This is a genomic window from Chitinophaga fulva, assembly GCF_012927205.1.
GTDB lineage: Bacteria > Bacteroidota > Bacteroidia > Chitinophagales > Chitinophagaceae > Chitinophaga > Chitinophaga fulva.
In genome coordinates this window covers 2,606,070-2,625,374 of sequence record NZ_JABBGC010000001.1, presented here as the reverse complement: position 1 = coordinate 2,625,374, position 19,305 = coordinate 2,606,070, and the positions used below count along the sequence as shown (strand labels likewise).

13 protein-coding genes are annotated in these 19,305 nt (G+C 46.7%); 9 read left to right on the top strand and 4 right to left on the bottom strand.

The annotated features are described in order from the left end of the window. The first annotated feature begins 317 nt into the window (after positions 1–317). The gene (locus HHL17_RS10910) at positions 318–770 is read left to right on the top strand and encodes a MarR family winged helix-turn-helix transcriptional regulator (RefSeq protein ID WP_169224749.1); all 453 of its coding nucleotides are present in this window, start codon (positions 318–320) and stop codon (positions 768–770) included. Between the two features lie 5 nt (positions 771–775). Then, positions 776–3,370, top strand: coding sequence for a phosphoenolpyruvate synthase (gene ppsA / locus HHL17_RS10905; protein WP_169224748.1), 2,595 nt, complete (start codon positions 776–778; stop codon positions 3,368–3,370). Between the two features lie 363 nt (positions 3,371–3,733). On the opposite strand, the gene HHL17_RS10900 is transcribed toward ppsA, so the two are convergent. Beyond that, positions 3,734–3,892 (bottom strand): class I lanthipeptide, encoded by a 159-nt coding sequence (locus tag HHL17_RS10900; protein ID WP_168869469.1) that lies wholly within the window; start codon positions 3,890–3,892, stop codon positions 3,734–3,736. 558 nt (positions 3,893–4,450) lie between these two features. Here HHL17_RS10900 and HHL17_RS10895 point away from each other — a divergent pair. After that, positions 4,451–4,693: an RNA polymerase sigma factor gene (locus HHL17_RS10895; RefSeq protein ID WP_169224747.1), complete on the top strand. Its 243-nt coding sequence runs from the start codon at positions 4,451–4,453 to the stop codon at positions 4,691–4,693. 113 nt (positions 4,694–4,806) lie between these two features. Further along, positions 4,807–6,117 (top strand): hypothetical protein, encoded by a 1,311-nt coding sequence (locus HHL17_RS10890; RefSeq protein WP_169224746.1) that lies wholly within the window; start codon positions 4,807–4,809, stop codon positions 6,115–6,117. Positions 6,118–6,142: 25 nt separating this feature from the next. On the opposite strand, the gene HHL17_RS10885 is transcribed toward HHL17_RS10890, so the two are convergent. Further along, on the bottom strand, positions 6,143–7,723 hold the full coding sequence (locus HHL17_RS10885; protein ID WP_169224745.1) for an RICIN domain-containing protein: 1,581 nt from the start codon (positions 7,721–7,723) through the stop codon (positions 6,143–6,145). Between the two features lie 596 nt (positions 7,724–8,319). On the opposite strand from HHL17_RS10885, the gene HHL17_RS10880 reads away from it, so the two are divergent. Continuing rightward, on the top strand, positions 8,320–11,523 hold the full coding sequence (locus HHL17_RS10880; RefSeq protein ID WP_169224744.1) for a hypothetical protein: 3,204 nt from the start codon (positions 8,320–8,322) through the stop codon (positions 11,521–11,523). A 63-nt stretch (positions 11,524–11,586) separates the two neighbouring features. On the opposite strand, the gene HHL17_RS10875 is transcribed toward HHL17_RS10880, so the two are convergent. Next, complete coding sequence (locus HHL17_RS10875; RefSeq protein ID WP_169224743.1) at positions 11,587–12,855, bottom strand: hypothetical protein; 1,269 nt, start codon at positions 12,853–12,855, stop codon at positions 11,587–11,589. 273 nt (positions 12,856–13,128) lie between these two features. On the opposite strand from HHL17_RS10875, the gene HHL17_RS10870 reads away from it, so the two are divergent. Continuing rightward, the gene (locus HHL17_RS10870; RefSeq protein WP_169224742.1) at positions 13,129–13,782 is read left to right on the top strand and encodes a DUF6624 domain-containing protein; all 654 of its coding nucleotides are present in this window, start codon (positions 13,129–13,131) and stop codon (positions 13,780–13,782) included. 5 nt (positions 13,783–13,787) lie between these two features. On the opposite strand, the gene HHL17_RS10865 is transcribed toward HHL17_RS10870, so the two are convergent. Then, positions 13,788–14,120 (bottom strand): hypothetical protein, encoded by a 333-nt coding sequence (locus HHL17_RS10865; RefSeq protein ID WP_169224741.1) that lies wholly within the window; start codon positions 14,118–14,120, stop codon positions 13,788–13,790. Between the two features lie 300 nt (positions 14,121–14,420). Here HHL17_RS10865 and HHL17_RS10860 point away from each other — a divergent pair, with 300 nt between their 5' ends. The 3 genes from HHL17_RS10860 (at position 14,421) to HHL17_RS10850 (ending at position 19,301) form a co-directional block, all read left to right on the top strand. Beyond that, a complete protein-coding gene (locus HHL17_RS10860) occupies positions 14,421–14,828 on the top strand; it encodes a hypothetical protein (RefSeq protein WP_169224740.1) in 408 nt (135 codons plus the stop codon). A 165-nt stretch (positions 14,829–14,993) separates the two neighbouring features. After that, on the top strand, positions 14,994–16,079 hold the full coding sequence (locus tag HHL17_RS10855; protein WP_169224739.1) for an efflux RND transporter periplasmic adaptor subunit: 1,086 nt from the start codon (positions 14,994–14,996) through the stop codon (positions 16,077–16,079). Positions 16,080–16,109: 30 nt separating this feature from the next. After that, on the top strand, positions 16,110–19,301 hold the full coding sequence (locus HHL17_RS10850) for an efflux RND transporter permease subunit (RefSeq protein ID WP_169224738.1): 3,192 nt from the start codon (positions 16,110–16,112) through the stop codon (positions 19,299–19,301). Positions 19,302–19,305 lie beyond the last annotated feature (4 nt).

Here is a 19,305-nt window from a genome sequence, read left to right as displayed (position 1 = left end):
ACAGGATGCCATTTTCCCCTCTTTTTCCACAACGACCACCACATTATTTTTTCATCTTATCATGTTCATGCCTGTGCTATCAAAAATGAGGAAAAGAAGCCACAACGTCAACCGCGTTTAACATTCGCGGAAAATGGGCCAACATTCGCGGGTATATCACAAATATGTGCGGGCTATATTTCAGCCGGACTGGCGTGCTGTTCCTGGAATTTCGGACATCGCCCTCTGCCGTTAGACTTTTTTAACCCGAATTATTTGGATACTAATTTCAGACAATTTATCTTAGTAACTAAGATATTTACTCAATAAGATATAAAATGGAGCAGGACATCATCAAACAGATCAGAAAGTTGACCCAGGCATATGCTTATACGGCTCTCCAGATGCACGAAGCCGTAGCCCGGAAAGCAGGGCTTTCCGGTACGGACCATAAATACCTCGGTTTTCTGCTGGAACGGGGCGAGATGACCGCAGGAGACCTGGCAGCCCTGACCGGCCTCACAACCGGCGCCATCACTGGTTTGATAGACAGATTTGAAAAGAAAAACCTGGTGAAGCGAAAATTCGCGGAAGGTGACAGAAGAAAGGTGCTCATTGAGCCTAACACCAAACTCATCATGGCGCTGTTTGAACCGCTTTACAAGGACTTCCGGAGCAAGTCGGAAAAACTGACAGCATCTTTCTCCGAAAAAGAAGCCAAAGTCATCGAACGCTATTTCTCCCAGGCTATTGAGATCATGCAGGAGACCACTACTAAACTCAACAAATAAACGATATGTGCGCTTACATACTTGATTTTCAGGAAATCGATAAAACGATGGTATCACAGGCTGGCGGCAAAGGCGCTAACCTCGGAGAGCTATGCCGCATGGAGGGAGCACAGGTACCTCCGGGCTTTTGCGTAACCACAGACGCCTATAAAGCTGCGATCAGCCACCATGCAACGCTGCATTCATTGCTCGACCAGCTGGCCCTGCTGCAGGCAGATGACCGGAAAAACATCAGTGATATCAGCGCACAAATCCGTACAGCCATCGAAAGCGTGCCCATTCCCGAAGATATTGCGGCAGCGGTTTCGGACCAACTTCGTTTGCAGGGCGAGCATAAGGCCTATGCCGTGCGCTCCAGCGCCACAGCGGAAGATCTGCCCACAGCCTCCTTCGCAGGCCAGCAGGACACCTACCTGAACGTCACCGGCAAAGCTGCCATCCTGCAACATATCAGCCAATGCTGGGCATCGTTGTACACAGACAGGGCGGTTACCTATCGTTTGCAACATGGATTTGACCAAAGCAAAGTGAGTTTGTCGGTCGTGGTGCAACAAATGATTTTCCCGGAAGTATCAGGTATTATGTTCACCGCAGACCCGGTAACGTCCAACAGGAAAGTGCTCTCCATTGATGCCAGCTTCGGGCTTGGCGAAGCACTGGTGTCCGGCCTCGTCAATGCAGATAACTACAAAGTCGGCGAAGACCAAATCATTGACCGGAAAATATCCAACAAACAAATAGCTATTCTGCCAGCTGAAAATGGCGGCACACACACGCAGCCTGTCAGGCCGGAGCAGCAGCACTATGCATCGCTGACGGATCAACAGGTAATAGCGCTAAGCCACCTGGGAAGGAAAATAGAAACGCATTTCGGCAGTCCCCAGGACATCGAATGGTGCCTTGCCGGCGATACATTTTACATTGTACAAAGCAGACCCATCACCACTTTATATCCTATACCGGAAGCGCCGGACGAGGAAAATCATGTATACGCGTCCGTTGGCCACAACCAAATGATGACCGACGCCATGAAACCATTGGGATTGTCTTTTTTCCTGATGGCAACATCGGCCCGGATGTCCCCTGCCGGCGGGAGACTGTTTATCGATATCTCCCACTTTCTCGCAACGCCGTCGGGCAGAGAGGCCATCATGAACACGCTCGGCAAATCCGACCCGCTGACCAGAGACGCGCTCACCATCATCATGGCGCGGGAAGGTTTCATCAAACCGTTGCCGGATGATAAAACGGAACTGCCCATCCCTACAAACGAAGGACAACCGCCACTGGAAAACGACCCAGCCATTACTACGGAACTTATCAGCAATAGCCGGTCTTCGATTGAACTGTTAAAACAAAACATTCAAACCAAATCAGGTCTGGACTTATTTGATTTTATTCCGGAAGATGTACAACAATCCAGAAAGATCACGTTTGAGTCACGAAGCCTACGGGTGATCATGGCTGCTGTGGAAGCCTTATTCTGGATTAATGACAACATCGAAAAATGGCTCGGTGAAAAAGGAGTAGCGGGCACACTTTCTCAATCCGTTCCCAACAACATCACCTCAGAAATGGGACTGGCGCTGCTGGACGTGGCAGATGTCATCCGTCCTTATCCGGAAGTTGTTGCTTTTTTACAACAAACAACAAACGATAATTTCCTGGAAGAACTGCCTGTACTGAAAGGCGGTGAAGAAGCCCATGAGGCCATCGCCGGGTATCTGCAAAAGTATGGTATGCGCTGCGTAGGGGAAATCGATATCACCAAAACCCGCTGGAGTGAAAAACCCCTCAGCCTCGTTCCCGTCATTCTCAGTAACATCCGCAACTTTGAGCCGGGCACCGGTATCCGGAAGTTTGAACAGGGACAACAGGAAGCTTTACAAAAAGAACAGGAGTTATTGCAACGGCTAAAATCATTGCCCGATGGAGAACAGAAGGCAGCCGAAACCCAACAAAAGATCAGCCTCATGCGGAACTTCCTCGGCTACCGCGAATACCCCAAATACGGTTTGGTGAGCCGTTACTTTATCTATAAGCAGGCTTTACTGAAGGAAGCGGAACAACTGGTACGTGCCAACATTATCCGGGAAAAAGAAGATGTCTATTATCTTACTTTCCAGGAATTCCGTGAAGTGGTGCGCAGCCAGCAGCTGGACAACGAACTTATCCATCAACGGAAAGAGGAATATAAACTATTCGAAAAACTGACGCCTCCGCGGATGATCACATCCGACGGGGAAATCATTAACGGCAGTTACAAACGGGAAAACCTTCCCGCAGGCGCTATCGTCGGAACGCCCGTTTCCGCCGGTATTATTGAAGGACGCGCCCGTGTTATCCTGGATATGGCCGATGCCAACCTGGAAGAGGGCGACATACTCGTCACCGCCTTCACCGATCCCAGCTGGACACCATTGTTCGTATCAATCAAAGGACTGGTCACCGAAGTCGGCGGCCTGATGACACACGGCGCGGTGATCGCCCGGGAATATGGCCTCCCGGCTGTAGTAGCCATGGAAAATGCTACCCGGCTGATCAAAGACGGCCAACGGATACGGGTAAACGGAACCGATGGATATGTGGAAATATTATAAAACGCGCAATGCATGGAATCCATGAATTGAATGAATCCAATAAATCCAATATCAAACGAATTCAACGAATCAAACGAATGCAACGAATAGAATGGATTCAACGAACTCCCATGAATCCAATGCCCACCGGGGAACCCAGGGTTAAAACCCTGGGCTAAGATGTTATTCAGGCTGTTTCATGGCATAGATTCACCAAAAGGCGCTATTATACCTCTTTGCCCGGCAAAGATGATTGAGCACGTTTTAATGAGTTTAATCTGTAAAACAGCCTGAATAACATCTTAGCCCAGGGCTTTAGCCCTGGGACTGGGGGCCAGAAAACGAATTACAACAACGTTTTCCGGCATTAATCAAAAACCATTTTTAACAGAACTGACCATTCCTACGGGCCTCATCATCACAATTGATGAAGGTATGGTAGGAAATACGTCCCTTTAACTGGTCTTTCTGGTCTGTCAGCGCAACGATAGTGGATTTGTTGATCATCAGTTTTTTGGTCAATGAGGGTTTTTTCGTTTTCATTTTCATAACATTTAATAGTAAATCCTCCCTGTCTTTAGTCAAATGGACATGGCCGTGGGCGGGTTGTTCAGCACCAAGAGTTTTTGCGGTTAAGATTCACTCCTCCCCTCCCTGAACAACGAGGTACTCAGCATGTTTTAATGGATTTAAGCCGCAAAACAGCCTGAACAACATCGTAGCCCAGGGCTTCAGCCCTGGGACCCGGGATGGAATGGGAATGAGGAAAAATGTGGTTATTAAACGCCGTTATTATGCGCGGCCATTAACATCCATCATTTTCAAAATATGTTAGATATGCCTGTGGGAAAACGTGGTTACAACTCTGGGAGAAGAATGGCGTTAGCAGGCGATAGTGACGTTCGGGTATAACTTATAAAAACAAACATACGATATGGGTTATTCTGATCAATGTTCCGTTTATCTAAAATACAAAAAAATATCAAACAAATCAATTTGTCAAATTTGATTTCCGGTATCCTGTTTCCTTATTATTATCTTTTCATATCCCGATATAAAATCTGAATTTATTTTTATAACGTTGCGTACCACACCAATCACATGACCCGGTACGAGCCACCATCTGATGCTGACCTGATAGTGTCCCTGCGAGAGGGCAACAGCGGCGCGTTTACCGAAATCTACAACCGTTACTGGAAACAACTGCTGGCCATCGCTTATCTCCATAGCAGGGATAAAAACCTGGCGGAGGAAATTGTACAGGAAGTATTTATCAGTTTGTGGAACAGGCGTTATGAGCTGTATATCGACAACGTAAATGCTTATCTGGCCACCGGTTACTGAAAGATTATGTGGCCGCTGGTGGAAAAGTAGTCTGCTTTGAACAATTACGGTTGGTAGATGGAAAGGTTAATCAGGAGTTAGCTACTATCCTTCCGCCAGATAAAATACAGGCTGTGAGCACGACTCTATTTCAACAGGAGGGTTTTCGTATATCCGCCGCGCAGGGTGACAGCATTGGTGGCAATATCTATCATCAGCGCCGTCAACTGGCCAATGGCGAGTTACTGTTGCTGACCAATGCCAGCATGACCAGCGCTTCTTCCGGCAAAATCAATATGCTGGGCCACGATGTATTGGAGATGGACATGCATGCCGGTAAAATCTCCCGCTACCACTATACGCAAAACAACAACGCTGTACAGTTTGAAGTGACCATACCTCCGGCTGGCAGCCTGATGTTGTTTATTGCCGATAAAAAACTGCCGGGGTACCAGTCGGCCCCGCAAGCCAATGAATGGGCTACTGCCAAGGCTTCCGCCACTACAGTATCGCGGCCGGCAGACAACACCCTGACCATCGATTTTTGCGATCTCTATTTACACCAGCCCGATACCGGTTACACACACCTGCATGTTGGCCAGGCTTCCAATACCGCTTTTAAGCACCATGGATTTACCGATGGCGTAGGTAACCCGTGGAATAACCGTACCCAGTTCAAAGACGCCATCGTAAGACGGGATACCTTCTCTACCGGCACCGGCTATACGGCAGTATACCATTTCCAGCTGAAAGACGGTGTGGACTTCCGGGATTTCAAAGCAGTCATCGAGCAGCCGGACCTCTGGCACGAGGTAAAAATGAATGGCGTCACCATTAAAAACGAACCCGGCAAATGGTGGCTCGACCGGTCCTTTGGCGTGTACCGGATTGGCAATTATTTAAAAGCCGGGGACAATGAACTAGCCGTGACCGTTGCCCCCATGCGTGTTTATGCAGAGATTGAACCGGTGTATATCCTGGGCGATTTTCACCTGGAAGCAGCAGTACAAGGCTGGCGCATTGTTCCGCCGCAACCACTACAGACCGGTTACTGGAACAAGCAGGGGTTGCCATTGTACAGTCAAGGTATCGCCTATACGAAAAGCTTCACTGTAACAGATCCGGGCAAGTCATACGCCGTAGCATTGGGCAAATGGCAGGGCACTGTGGCCGCCGTAAAAGTCAATGATGTATTTGCCGGTATCATCACTTCCGAGCCCAACAGGCTTGACATCGGTCAGTTCATAAAAAAGGGGAACAACAAAGTAGAAGTAACGGTGATCGGCAGCCTGAAAAACCTGCTGGGTCCGTTTTACAACAAACCCGTACCCGGGCTGGTAGACCCGGGCAAATGGTATAATATCAAAACACAGCCATCGGGGAGTGACTACGATCTGTATGATTACGGCCTGGCTGAAGATTATGAGATACAGGTTGTCCGCTAAAAGCGGACAACCTGTATAGTAGTGATTATTCTTCAAGATACCATTTCTGGTTATCTCCCCCATTATTCGGCCATTGTATAATTCTGGCGCCGATACCCCACGGATATTCTACATCCAGTAATAGGCCGCTCGCTTTATTTTTTATCTGGTAAATCCTCCTGTTACTACCATCATACCCAAGAAAGAGGATCTCCCATTTTTGGTTTCCTCCATTACCATATGTCCATTGAATCATAGGCGTGCCCTGCGCCATCGAAGCGCCGGGATTGTCTATTACAAGGCCGCTTTGAAAATTGGAGATCACATAATAGCATTTACCGTCTGCCTTGAGCTGAATGTTTCCTAACACCCATTTTTTGGTAGGTACGTTGGAGAAAGAGTATTGTACGAGGGTATCGCCAATAGCGGTACCATCGTTTTTGGGCGATATAACTCCTCCAGTAGACACTGATACAACCCGGAAAGTACCTGCAGGCGCGTTGTTGAAATAAGGTAACACATTACTCAATGCCAGCAAGGCTCTTGGTAAGCTGGTCTGCGTTTCGACGAAGTGCAGGGTATCCGAAAGTTTTTTCAGCGAATTGCAGAAGGTCTGCAATCCGGCTGTACTCATCTTATTCAGGAGATTTGAATTCATCGATGTGTAGAAAGGTACCGTCAACTTAGCTCCTGCCACAGAGGAGCAATTATTATTGAATACGTTCTTCCTCAGGCTGTCTACATCTGCAATCAACTGTTGAAGGCGGTAGGTGGTAGGCGCAGCATAGGCCGGCGCCCAGTTATAGCTGGCTATCAGATATGATAGTGAGGGAGGCACATCATCCTCATTAGGGGAATAGTTGGCGGTCTTACTCCAAAACTTCAGCATCTTACAAACGCTCAGGGCTTTTTCACCTGCCGTAGTGGTAGCAGGGAATTTCTGATTGAAGTCGACTGCAAACCCCGGCGAAGCTGTTTCATTCCACGTGGCAGGAAATATATCATTATCAGTACCTATTCCCCAGGCCATTTCCGAACACAGGTTAGCAGGAAGACAACCGGGATGCTGAGGCACGCTTAATTGGTTAAATGAGCCGATATCCATGTGATAAGTCAGGGTATCACCAGCAGGAAGAATAGTATCAGCCACTACTTCCACAACAGGATCTTTCATGTTAAACACATAATGGGATTTAGCTGTATTAGGAAACAGGAGTGTAAGCCACGATTTTACCTGCTCTTTAAAAGTATAGGCGGAGATATTTGCCGCAATACCATTATTGATTTTAAATAGCATATTAATATCCAGGTCCGACCCTTCACCACCTGTACTACTTCGTACCGGCGTATTGGAACCGTAACCACCAACGATCATCAGGTTAAACTGCGAGAATGTTTTACCCGGAAATGCAGTAGCCAGTTGGGATTTCAGTCGTGTTGTGTCCTTCACCATTCTGCTATGCTGAAAGTATAACACCACGCTATCAGACTTATTGCTGGTAATAAATTGGGTGTAGGAATTGAAGTAAGGTTCCAGCTGCGCCGATATCTGGGCGAATAGGGCATTGTTGGAAAACATCAATCCAACCAATAACAATGCACTATACAGTGCTCTCTTCTTTTGCATATTACAAGGGTTAAAATAGTAAGCGCATAGCTATTACTATCGCTCACTACCAGGTGAGTAAATATGAGTATGGAACGTCTTAAACGAAAGCTAACAACGCCTGTGCGGCGTTAACAGGGCATATTAATCGGGTTCATACACCCGGGCTGATTAACATTGTTGGTATAGGTTTTAAGGTTACAGGGGTTTAAAATACTTTGTTTTGGTTTAACTATCGTAAATTAGCAGAAAGGACTGTATCTTTTATGCAGTTGCTGATTTATCCACTTCTTTTATTGGCTTATGGCTATGTAAAGAATGCTTCTGTATTGTGCTGTTAAAAAGACAAAGCGCGTTTGATCGTTGAAATTTTTTGTCCATCTTTGTATTTCATGTCCATATACATTTTTTTATTATAATCAATTTGCCTTTTAACAACACAATATGTTAAAATATAATATATTGCATTAATCAAAAAAGTATCTGCGAAATGTTAACCAATTAAATGCCTTTAGAGTGCAAAGACCAATTTCCGGAAACTTATAAAATGACTCGTTTCCCGGTGGATCATAACCACCCATGTGAATCCTTATATTCTGAACAGAAATTTTCGATCGATGAAAGTATTAAGATGCACCCTATTCCTGCTGTTCATTTGCTGTAACAGCTTATTGGCTCAGGAAGAGCCATTGAACCCGACAAAATTCAACGTAATTCCGCCTTCACCGAATGCCGCCTCGTTGGGAAGATATGGAGAAACCCCGGTCAACCTGTTTAATGGTTTGCCTAACATTGAAATCCCGCTCTCCCAGATAGCGGTTGGCAGCGAATTTAATATGCCGGTGAACTTATCTTATCATGCAGCCGGGAACCGAGTGGATGAAATAGCTTCTTATGTAGGACTGGGATGGGCATTGAATGCCGGTGGAGCAATTACCCGGACCGTGCATGGTTCGCCGGACGAGTATGGCTATCTTGGACAGGGACATGGTAAGTTGATACCGGCCGATCGTCCCTGGCAGATGGACGCCAGCAATTTTCAGAGATTCAGGTCCAGTGCATTGGGGATCATAGATACTCAACCGGATGAGTTTTCTTATAATTTTGGTGGCTACAGTGGAAAATTTGTGGTAGACACCAACGGGGTGGTTCAGCTGATGCCCTACAAAAACATCCGGGTTAAATGGGATTGGGCAACCGGAAGTTCCTTTACTGTGACAACGGAGAACGGGACCAAATATATCTTTAAAGCAACAGATATCACCTGGGTAACCAGCAACTGTGGCGATTCTTACGATTCCTATACTTCCGCGTGGTATCTCACTACGATTATATTGCCAGTAAGTAAACGTACGATCAATTTTGAATATATTTCAGGTAGTGTTTCTATCAACTCCACGTCGGAAACAGAATCACGAAATGCATGTTATGGTGGAAATTGCGGTGGTATACAGGGCTGTCCGGGTATTACGCCTGTACTAACTTCCTGTGTTACTACACGGTCATACACCCAACAACAAATAAAGAAAATCGAATACCCCGGTGGCAGAATTAGTTTTAATTATGCTTTTCCAAGAACGGATGAAGGGACGGGGCAATATGCCCTAAGCGATATCACGGTATCATCCAATGTGGGCGGCGTATACACAGATGTAAATAAGTATAAGTTAAACTATGTCACTCCCGACCGTTTGAAGTTACAGTCTGTCAGTACGGTAGATATGAATGACAATGTGATTTCTGCGTATAAACTATATTATGAACAAACACCTCTCCCGGCCATTAATGCAAAATCAAAAGACCACTGGGGATATTATAATAACGCAAGTAATACTACTTTGATTCCGGCAGACAAAGATCTGGGCCTGCCGGGTGGAAACAGAGCACCCAACAGCCAGTATACTAAAGCCGGCATTCTTGAAAAGATTGAGTATCCTACAGGGGGATCTACTACCTTTGAATTTGAGAACCACACCTATAGTTATTATGGCGGTGGCGGAGCAGTAGAAGATCCTATATACCAACCAATCAGTGTTGGAAAGGCGGTCGCTACAAGCCCTAAAGACCGAGGCCCCAAAAGCGATACTATTAAGCTAAATTTCAGTAAAGAGCTGCATGTAGGTGTTAGTGCAATAGTAAGATCATGTTGCGGCAACATTGCCACAGCGGTTGCCGTGAATATGGCGACAGGAGAACGGCGATATATCACCAGCACGACAAAAGACCTTTATTTTAGCGCCGGGCAGCACTTGATCATCCTGGATGCGGAACACAGCGAAGAGACTATTTACGATGAACTGGCGTACGTGTCTATTACGTACGGTGTTTTTGTCGGTTATACCTATATAGGCACCGCCAGCGGCCTCCGGATACGGAAAATCACCACCTATGACGGCATCAATCACGTCAATGACATCATCAAAACATATACCTATAACTTTGGCAGTGATACCCTGTCCAGCGGTTACCTGTGTAACAGGCCCAAATACAATTACAGCTATGTCGCTATGAAACCGGTCAAAAATTCCGATGGAACTAATACTCCGAATTATCCCTGTCCGCTGACCATACGCACGTCAGCCCCCAATAATGAAATAGAATCAGGACAGGGGTCTGTTGTGTACCGGGAAGTACTGGAAAGCATTGGCAGCAACAAACAAAACGGCAGCATACGGTATATCTACAAGCTGGATAACAATGCCAGCGGCCTCAATATTTATCCTTTCGGCCCTACTCCTAATGTGAATATCACAAACGGTATGCTGGAACGGCAACTGACCTTCGACAATACCGGCAAGCGGGTAGCGGAGACCATCAACGAATATGACACCTTCGAAAAAGGTAACGTACGCGGATGGAAAACCGGCTATAGCGAAAAAGGATTCAACTTTACAGGACCGGCATTAGAAAAATTCGCAACTAATACCTACGACTATAAAAGCGCCGGCGTATTGTTGAAAAAAACCACGCAAAAGCAGTATCTGGGCACAGGAGAACTGACCAACGTTACCGAATATACGTACGACAACCTGCAACACATACAGCCTACGCGCATTCACAAGGTAACTTCAAAAATGAATGACCTGTGGATATACAACAAATACCCGACGGACTATACCATTCCTTCAGGCGCCTTGTCAGCAGGCTTGCAGGCATTGAAGTTCATGCAAGACAGTAATATGCACAATGCCATGATTGAGCAGTACACGCAACAGGTTGCCGGAGGCGCCACCACTACCCTGTCCGCCGCACAGGTACAATACAAAATACTGCCTGTGGCCAACAACCAGAGCGCTGTAATGACTTCGGCATACAAACTCAGTACCCCTGAGCCGTTGACTAACTTTGTGCCCGCGTATATTCTCAACAACGATCTGAAACGCGACAACAACTATGAACAGGTACTGAACTTCAACCTGTATGACAACAACGGGAACATACAGGAACAGAGCAAAACCAATGATATCAACGAAGTATATATCTGGGGATACAATGACTTATACCCTGTCGCCAAAATTATTGGCTCTACCTATCAGACAGCCATCAGTTATGTCGACCCGGCTGTGATCCGAAACCCGCAAAGCGATGTACAGCTCAGGGCAGAACTGGACAAGATACGCACCGGCCTCAAAGGAACGAACGCGTTGGTAAGCACCTATACCTACAAACCAGCGGTAGGTGTGACCAGCGAAACAGACCCCAGTGGTAAAATCGTTTACTATGAGTATGATAATGTGGGACGGCTGCTGCTAATCAAAGACCAGAACGGAAAAATACTGAAACAATATAGTTACCAGTACCAGCAACCAGTTAATCAATAAATACTGCCTGACAAAAGGGTATCAGCAACCGGTTATCTGCTTTGAGCAGATAACCGGTTGTTTTTAAAGGGTTGGGGGGTCTTGCGATGTATCTGTCTCGCTGCGTCCCGTGGTGGCATCAAGGTCTTCTATGTTCCCTGTTGTAAGGCGACCGTTTTCCCGTTTTACGACCAGGCAATTGTTCATCATAAAACTAAAATTCGCATCCGTCTCCATCAAACCACTTGCGAGCATATCACTTAACTTTTGCTGGTACTCAAGTTCCTTCAGCTTATTATCCAGCATCTTTGATTTAACATCTTCTATTTTTTCCGCCACCGCCAATTCATTCATTTGTCGCGTTTGCTCCTCAGACATCATACGTTTGGTATCTTCCTCTATTTTCCGACGGTCTGCTTTCGTCTTCTCAACAGATTCAATATGTCTTCCAAGACCAAATGCTTCTATAGCCTTCACTACTTTTGCCAAAATCTGCAGGATATTTTCCTTCGTAAACCATCCCTTCACGGTCACAATCCAATTCTGCATAAGGCTCCCCACTTTGGCACTTACAAGCTCCACCTTAACATTATCAATATAACAAAGTGTGGAAGAAATCAAGTGCATAAATTTGTTGGCCTTACCGGCATCAGTAGTATCAATCCAAAGGTGAGCCAACCATAGATACTCAACCTCTTCACCATCCTGAACAAACTCTTCGGATGCATCTGCATGCCTCAAGCCCTTCAATGCTATCTGAGACATGGGAGTGTCCCCCAGCATCAAGTCTCTGAAAGCTATTTGAGAAGTGGAAAATGTCGTCGTTTTAAGCTCCACAACAAATTTATCAATTATCTTCTTGCTCAAGGTAGGCAAGCTGTCCGACAGCTGAAACAGCCCGTCGCGGCTCATCTTCCTGACAGTATCACCAAGATCAATTCCTTGTATCAGGAAAATAACTGAAAAATCTCTTTCAATAACCGGTATAGATTTGTTGCTAATGTTATCTACAGTAATGTATTCCAGAATATTGTCGAGTTCCAGGTTGAAAAAATAAACAACATTCGGGTTTTTGTTCCTGTTCAGGAACAAAACCATCCACTTCCTCAGCAAATCTCCGGTTCGCTTTATCGCAACGCTGAAAGAGGTTGGCTCGTTTTCATTGCTAACATCTATCTTCTCCGATAAATCTTGCAACGACATCTCTACGTGCTGGACTTTATCCATAATTTCACTCAACCCGAAATCATGTTCTCCTTCCTGTATTGACTGTTCAATTTCACTGGCAAACCAGTTAAATATGTCTTCCTGGCCATCACTGTTATCAATTAGTAATCCAATTTCTTTCTTCATCCAAATAATCTGTAGGTTATGGGTTATATTAATCATCTCAACAAAGGGTGTTCTTACACAAAACGCATTAGGAGAAAAAAGGTACTATTACGGATAAACGAAATTTCATCTGGATATTATTTCTTTCGCGTCCCGCGATTTACCGCCCTTTCCCTTTACCATGGCTTACAAAACCGATTATCCTACGCGCTTAATCGGTTTTTTGAAAACAACATTACTTTGAGTAAACATCAGCTATTTCCTGTATCTTCAGCTACCCTAATATCAACCAAAATGACAAAAGCTATATCCCTGTTGACCATCACCATGATATTGAGCAGCTGTGCCGTCAGACTGACAGACGCTAAAAAAACCGCACTGAAAAATGAACTGATAGAACTGGTAAAAGAAGATCAGGTCGCGGCTGATATCAAAAAAGGACCGTATAAAGATTATACGACCGAACAATGGAACCATTTTAAAGACAGTGTTTTTGCCCTCCATCAACAAAGGCTTGCAGCCATTTTTAAAAAATATGGGTTCCCGGGGTTTAACATGGTAGGAAAAGAAGGCTCTACTCATTTCTGGCTGTTGGTACAGCATTGTGATAAGTTCCCCGAGTTTCAAACCCAGGTGCTGAAAGCGATGAACAAAGAAGTTAAAAAGCAAAATGCCAACCCTAACAACTATGCATACCTGTTTGACCGGGTGCAGGTCAACGCCGGCAGGAAACAATTATTCGGCACCCAGATCGCCTATCAGGTAACCACCACCGGAAGAGCATTTCCCAGAAACGGGCTACTCGATTCCGTTAATGTGGATAAGGTCCGGAAGGAATATGCCTTACCTCCCCTGAAGGATTATCTTAATCAGGTGACGGAAATGCACTATGAGATGAATAAGCAACGTTACCAGGGAATGGGCGTGATGAAGCCGGATTTGTATTAAAATCTCTATCCTACTCTATCGCCGTATTTCATTACACCAATTTTATTAAACACCATCATTTTGGTAAAATCCCGGTTGCTGACCGTGAGGCCGTTTTTGGCGAAAAATAATCTGATAGACTGTGCAGCGGTAGCCGCTGGGCATATTTCCACCCGATGCCTGTCAAGAATCAGGAAAAGTTCTGCCGTTCCAAAATGGCGCTTAATGAAGGCATCCACTTTATTTTCATCATAGTCATCTCCCACGCCAATGTAGTTCCATTCATTTCCATCTGTCAGTATCCAGTTGATATTCCCCAGGTATCGTTCACTGGCAATAAAAACATTTTTCGTATCCATGTGCTAAATAAGTGCGGTATAATAGTCCACAGCATGCCTTTTCAACGGCTCACCTTGTTTAATGCCATCTGCCGGTAATAATTTAATACTGTCGATAAGGCGGTCAAAATCTTTTTCTTCTCTATCCAACGCCGCCAGTGCGCCGGGGTAGTCGAATGGGGAAGATCGCTACAGACCTAAGTTACACATTTTCCCATCACTCCCGGCTAATAGCCATTTATCCCGCTTCCATCGATTTTAAAGTAAATTTAATTTTTAACTATACCTACTTAATTGTTTTGATACTATTTTTGGGTTCTAATGATGAGACTATTTATTGGATATCTCTTGTCATTATGTCTTCTTTTATTAGGAAGCTATGCACATGCGGACGAACTTCGTTTAGACCAATCCTGCCAACAAATCTCCGAAAACCCGGTACTGGCGGAATTGACAACTATGCCCAACAGCGATGCTGTTGTCTGTGCAGCTCCCTCCGATAAAGGAAGCATAGGCGACAAGATGAAAGCAACGGAAATCGAGGAAGAAAGCGATTCGGAATCCTTCAGGAAACTGCTGGAGACCGGGATATGCCGTATTACCTCCTTTTATGCCCTTCAGCCCGGAAGTATTTTTCCCATCCTCTTCAGCAACCACCGGCCAAATTTCCCTCACTTTTCCCGTACGGCTGCTGATAAGTTCATAGTAAACCGTGTTATCAGGATTTGATTCCTGCACTATAACAGGCGAATACAATCGCCTCATCCTTCTTTTACATACTGATAAAAAACATCTGACTAAGTTGTCTGCATAGCGTACCCGCTATGAGATCGGGATTGTCATGTCCCTGCGTTAAGAATGTTCTAACCGACCTGAATCCAAGCATCATTTTATATGAAAAGAATCGTCATGCTCATGGGCTTGTATGCCTTATTGTGCCATACAAGCTGTAAATCGTCCAAAGGAGAAGAAAAAGAAGAAGCTACCAAATTCCTGGTGACCAGTCCAATGAAAATGGATACCACTATTACCCGGGAATATGTTTGCCAGATACGCTCCATACGCAACATTGAACTAAGGGCCCAGGAAAAAGGCTACCTGCAAGGCATCAACGTAGATGAAGGCCAGGTGGTAAAGTCCGGTCAGCTCCTGTTCAAGATCATGCCTAAACTCTACGAAGCAGAACTGGCAAAATCCGAAGCAGAGACCCAGGCGGCAGAAATTGAAGTGCAAAACACCAAAAGCCTCGCCGACAAAAATGTTGTATCCAAAAATGAACTGGCACTGGCCAACGCTAAACTGCAAAAGGCAAAAGCAGAACTGGCACTGGCTAAAGTACATCTCGGTTTTACAGAGATCAGAGCGCCGTTCGATGGCATCGTGGACCGCCTGCATTTAAAACTCGGCAGCCTCGTGGGTGACGGCGACCTGCTCACCACCCTGTCAGACAACAGCCACATGTGGGTGTACTTTAATGTATCTGAACCGGAATACCTCGACTACCAGGCCAGCCTGAAATCAAAAGGAGAAGTGAAAGTGAACCTGCTGATGGCCAACAAACAGGTGTTCAAATATCCCGGCGTAGTGGAAACCATCGAAGGCGAGTTTAACAACGAAACCGGTAACATCGCGTTCAGGGCCAATTTCCCTAACCCGGATAAACTGCTGAGACACGGGGAAACGGGTAGCATCCTCATGGACGTACCCTTGAAAAATGCCCTGATCATCCCCCAGAAAGCGACCATGGAAATCATGGATAAAAAATATGTCTTCGTAGTAGGCAAAGACAATATCGTCACTTTAAAAGCCATCACCATCGGCGCCGAAATGCCGGACCTGTATGTGGTACAGGAAGGACTGGCCGCAGATGATAAAATACTGCTGGAAGGTTTACGGAAGGTGAAAGACAAAGATAAAATCACCTTCGACTATGAAGAGCCGGCAAAGGTGATTTCCCACCTGAAGTTACCAACGGAATAACGTAAACATCCACCTAAAGAAAAAAGCGACATGTTTAATATATTCATGAAAAGGCCTGTCTTTGCGATAGTGATATCCCTTGTCATTATCTTCATGGGCATCCTGGCCATCAATACCCTGCCTACCTCACAGTTCCCATCCATTGCGCCGCCAAGGGTGATCGTGAGCGTAGCCTATCCGGGGGCCAGCGCAGACGTGCTGGTAAAATCCGTGCTCATCCCCCTGGAAAAGTCGGTCAACGGCGTTCCGGGCATGAAGTACATGACCTCCGACGCCACCAGCGCCGGTGAGGCCAATATACAAGTGGTCTTCGATCTGGGCACCGACCCCAATCAGGCCGTGGTAAACGTAAAAAACCGTATCGAACAGGTGACCAACCGTCTGCCTGAACTGGTACAACGCGAAGGGATCGTGGTGAACATCCTTCAGCCCAACATGCTGATGTATGTGAACGTATACAGTAAAGACCCTAAAGCGGATGAAAACTTCCTGTACAACTACTCCAACGTAAACATCCTCCGCGAGCTGAGCAGGGTGAAAGGTATCGGTAACGCACAGATCCTCGGTAGCCGCCAATATGCCATGCGTATCTGGCTGAAGCCCGACAGGATGCGGGCCTACAACGTTTCCACCGATGAAGTGATGGAAGCGCTGGGCAGTCAGAGCGTCATCGGCTCTCCCGGCCGTCTCGGCCGAAGCGATGGTAAACGCTCGGAAGCCCTCGAATATGTGCTCACCTATCAGGGAAGATATAATCAGCCGGAACAATATAAGGACGTGATCATCCGGGCCAACCCGGACGGTGAAATCCTCCGCCTGAAAGACATTGCAGACGTGGAACTGGGCAGTGAATTCTATGATATCTATTCCAACCTGAACAACCACCCCTCTGCGGCCATTGTACTGAAACAGACCTACGGCAGTAACGCCAATGACGTTATCAAGGAAGTAAAAGCCAAGCTGGAAGAGATGAAAGCCGATTTCCCTCCCGGCATGGATTATCAGATCAGCTATGACGTATCTACCTTCCTCGACGCTTCCATCGAAAAAGTAATCCACACCCTCGGTGAAGCCTTTGTGCTGGTAGCGATCGTGGTGTTCCTGTTTTTGGGTGACTGGCGCTCTACGCTCATCCCCACCCTGGCAGTACCGGTGTCGCTGGTAGGTGCCTTCTTCTTTATGCAGGTCTTCGGGCTCACCATCAACCTCATCACCCTGTTCGCGCTGGTACTGGCCATCGGTATCGTGGTGGACAACGCTATCGTGGTGATTGAAGCGGTGCATGCTAAAATGGAAGAGGAACACCTCCCCCCTTATGCAGCCACCAAAAAGGTATTGCATGAGATCAGCGGCGCTATCGTGGCCATCACCTTTGTAATGGCGGCGGTATTTATCCCCGTGTCCTTCATGCCAGGGCCCGTAGGTATCTTCTACCGGCAGTTTGCCATCACCATGGCAACGTCTATCGTGCTCTCCGGTGTGGTGGCCCTCACGCTCACGCCTGTACTCTGCGCCATCCTGCTGAAAAACACACACGGCCAGCCGAAGAAGAAAACACCTATCCAGTATTTCCTGGATGCATTCAACAGAGGGTTTGAAAAGCTCACCGGCCGCTACACCCGTCTGATGGAAAGGATCGTTAACCGCAGAGCAATCACCTTCGGCATCCTGATTGCCTTCGGTGTGGGTATCTTCGGCATCAGCCAGGTACTGCCTTCAGGCTTCATCCCCAGTGAAGACCAGGGCATGATCTACGCCATTATACAGACGCCTCCCGGTTCCACACTGGAACGCACCAACGACCTGGCCAAAAAAGTACAGGAGATCGCTGAACATGTGGAAGGTATCCAGTCCGTATCCGCACTGGCCGGTTATGAAGTACTCACAGAAGGCCGTGGTTCCAATGCGGGCACCTGTCTGATCAACCTCAAAGGCTGGTCAGAACGTAAACACTCCGTTACACAGATCATCGCGGAACTGGAAGAAAAATGTAAGGAAATACCCGGCGCCACCATCGAGTTCTTCGGCCCTCCTGCAGTACCGGGCTATGGCGCTGCCGGCGGTTTCTCCCTCCGTCTGCTGGATAAAACCAACAGCGATGATTATAAAGAGATGGAGAAAGTTAACGACGAATTCATGGCCGCGCTGAAACAACGCAAGGAACTGACCGGCCTGTTCACCTTCTACAGTGCCAACTATCCGCAATATGAACTGCAGATAGACAACCAGGCCGCTATGCAGAAAGGCGTCTCTATCGGTAAAGCCATGGACAACCTCTCCATCCTCATCGGTAGTACCTATGAACTGGGTTTCATCCGCTTCGGCAACTTCCTCAAAGTATATGTACAGGCAGCACCTGAATACCGCAGACTACCGGACGATCTGATGAATCTCTACGTAAAAAACAAACGTGATGAAATGGTGCCCTATTCCGCATTCATGAGCATCAAAAAAACACACGGTTTGAATGAGATCACCCGGTACAACATGTACAACTCCTCCGCCATCCGTGGTGAGCCTGCAGCAGGCTATAGCAGCGGCGAAGCCATCAAAATCATCCAGGAGGTGGCCGCTAAAACCCTCCCGCATGGCTATGGTATTGACTGGGAAGGTCTTTCCAAAGACGAAGCCGGTCGTGGCAACGAAGCGTTGTACATCTTCCTGATCGTACTGTTCTTTGTATACCTCATCCTGGCCGCACAGTATGAAAGTTTCGTACTGCCGTTGGCGGTAGTGCTCTCTCTGCCGGCAGGTGTGTTTGGTTCCTTTATGCTGATCAAAGTGATGGGCCTGTCCAACGACATCTACGCACAGGTGGGGCTGATCATGCTGGTAGGCCTGTTGGGCAAAAACGCGGTACTGATCGTGGAATTTGCCGCGCAGAAACACCGTTCAGGCCTATCCGTATTCGATGCCGCCATCGAAGGCGCCAAAACCCGTTTCCGTCCGATCCTCATGACTTCCCTGGCGTTTATCGCTGGTCTGATACCGCTGATCTTCGCCACCGGTCCGGGCGCCATCGGTAACCGCACCATCGGCGCGTCCTCACTGGGCGGCATGTTGATAGGCACCATCTTCGGGGTAATCCTCATCCCGGGATTGTATTACATATTCGGCAGTATCGCCGCTAAACGCAAGCTGATCAAAGATGAAGATGAGAAACCGCTGACCGAACGCAAAATCCTCATCATGGAAGAAGACAGCTTTAACTCAAGAAACTGATCAT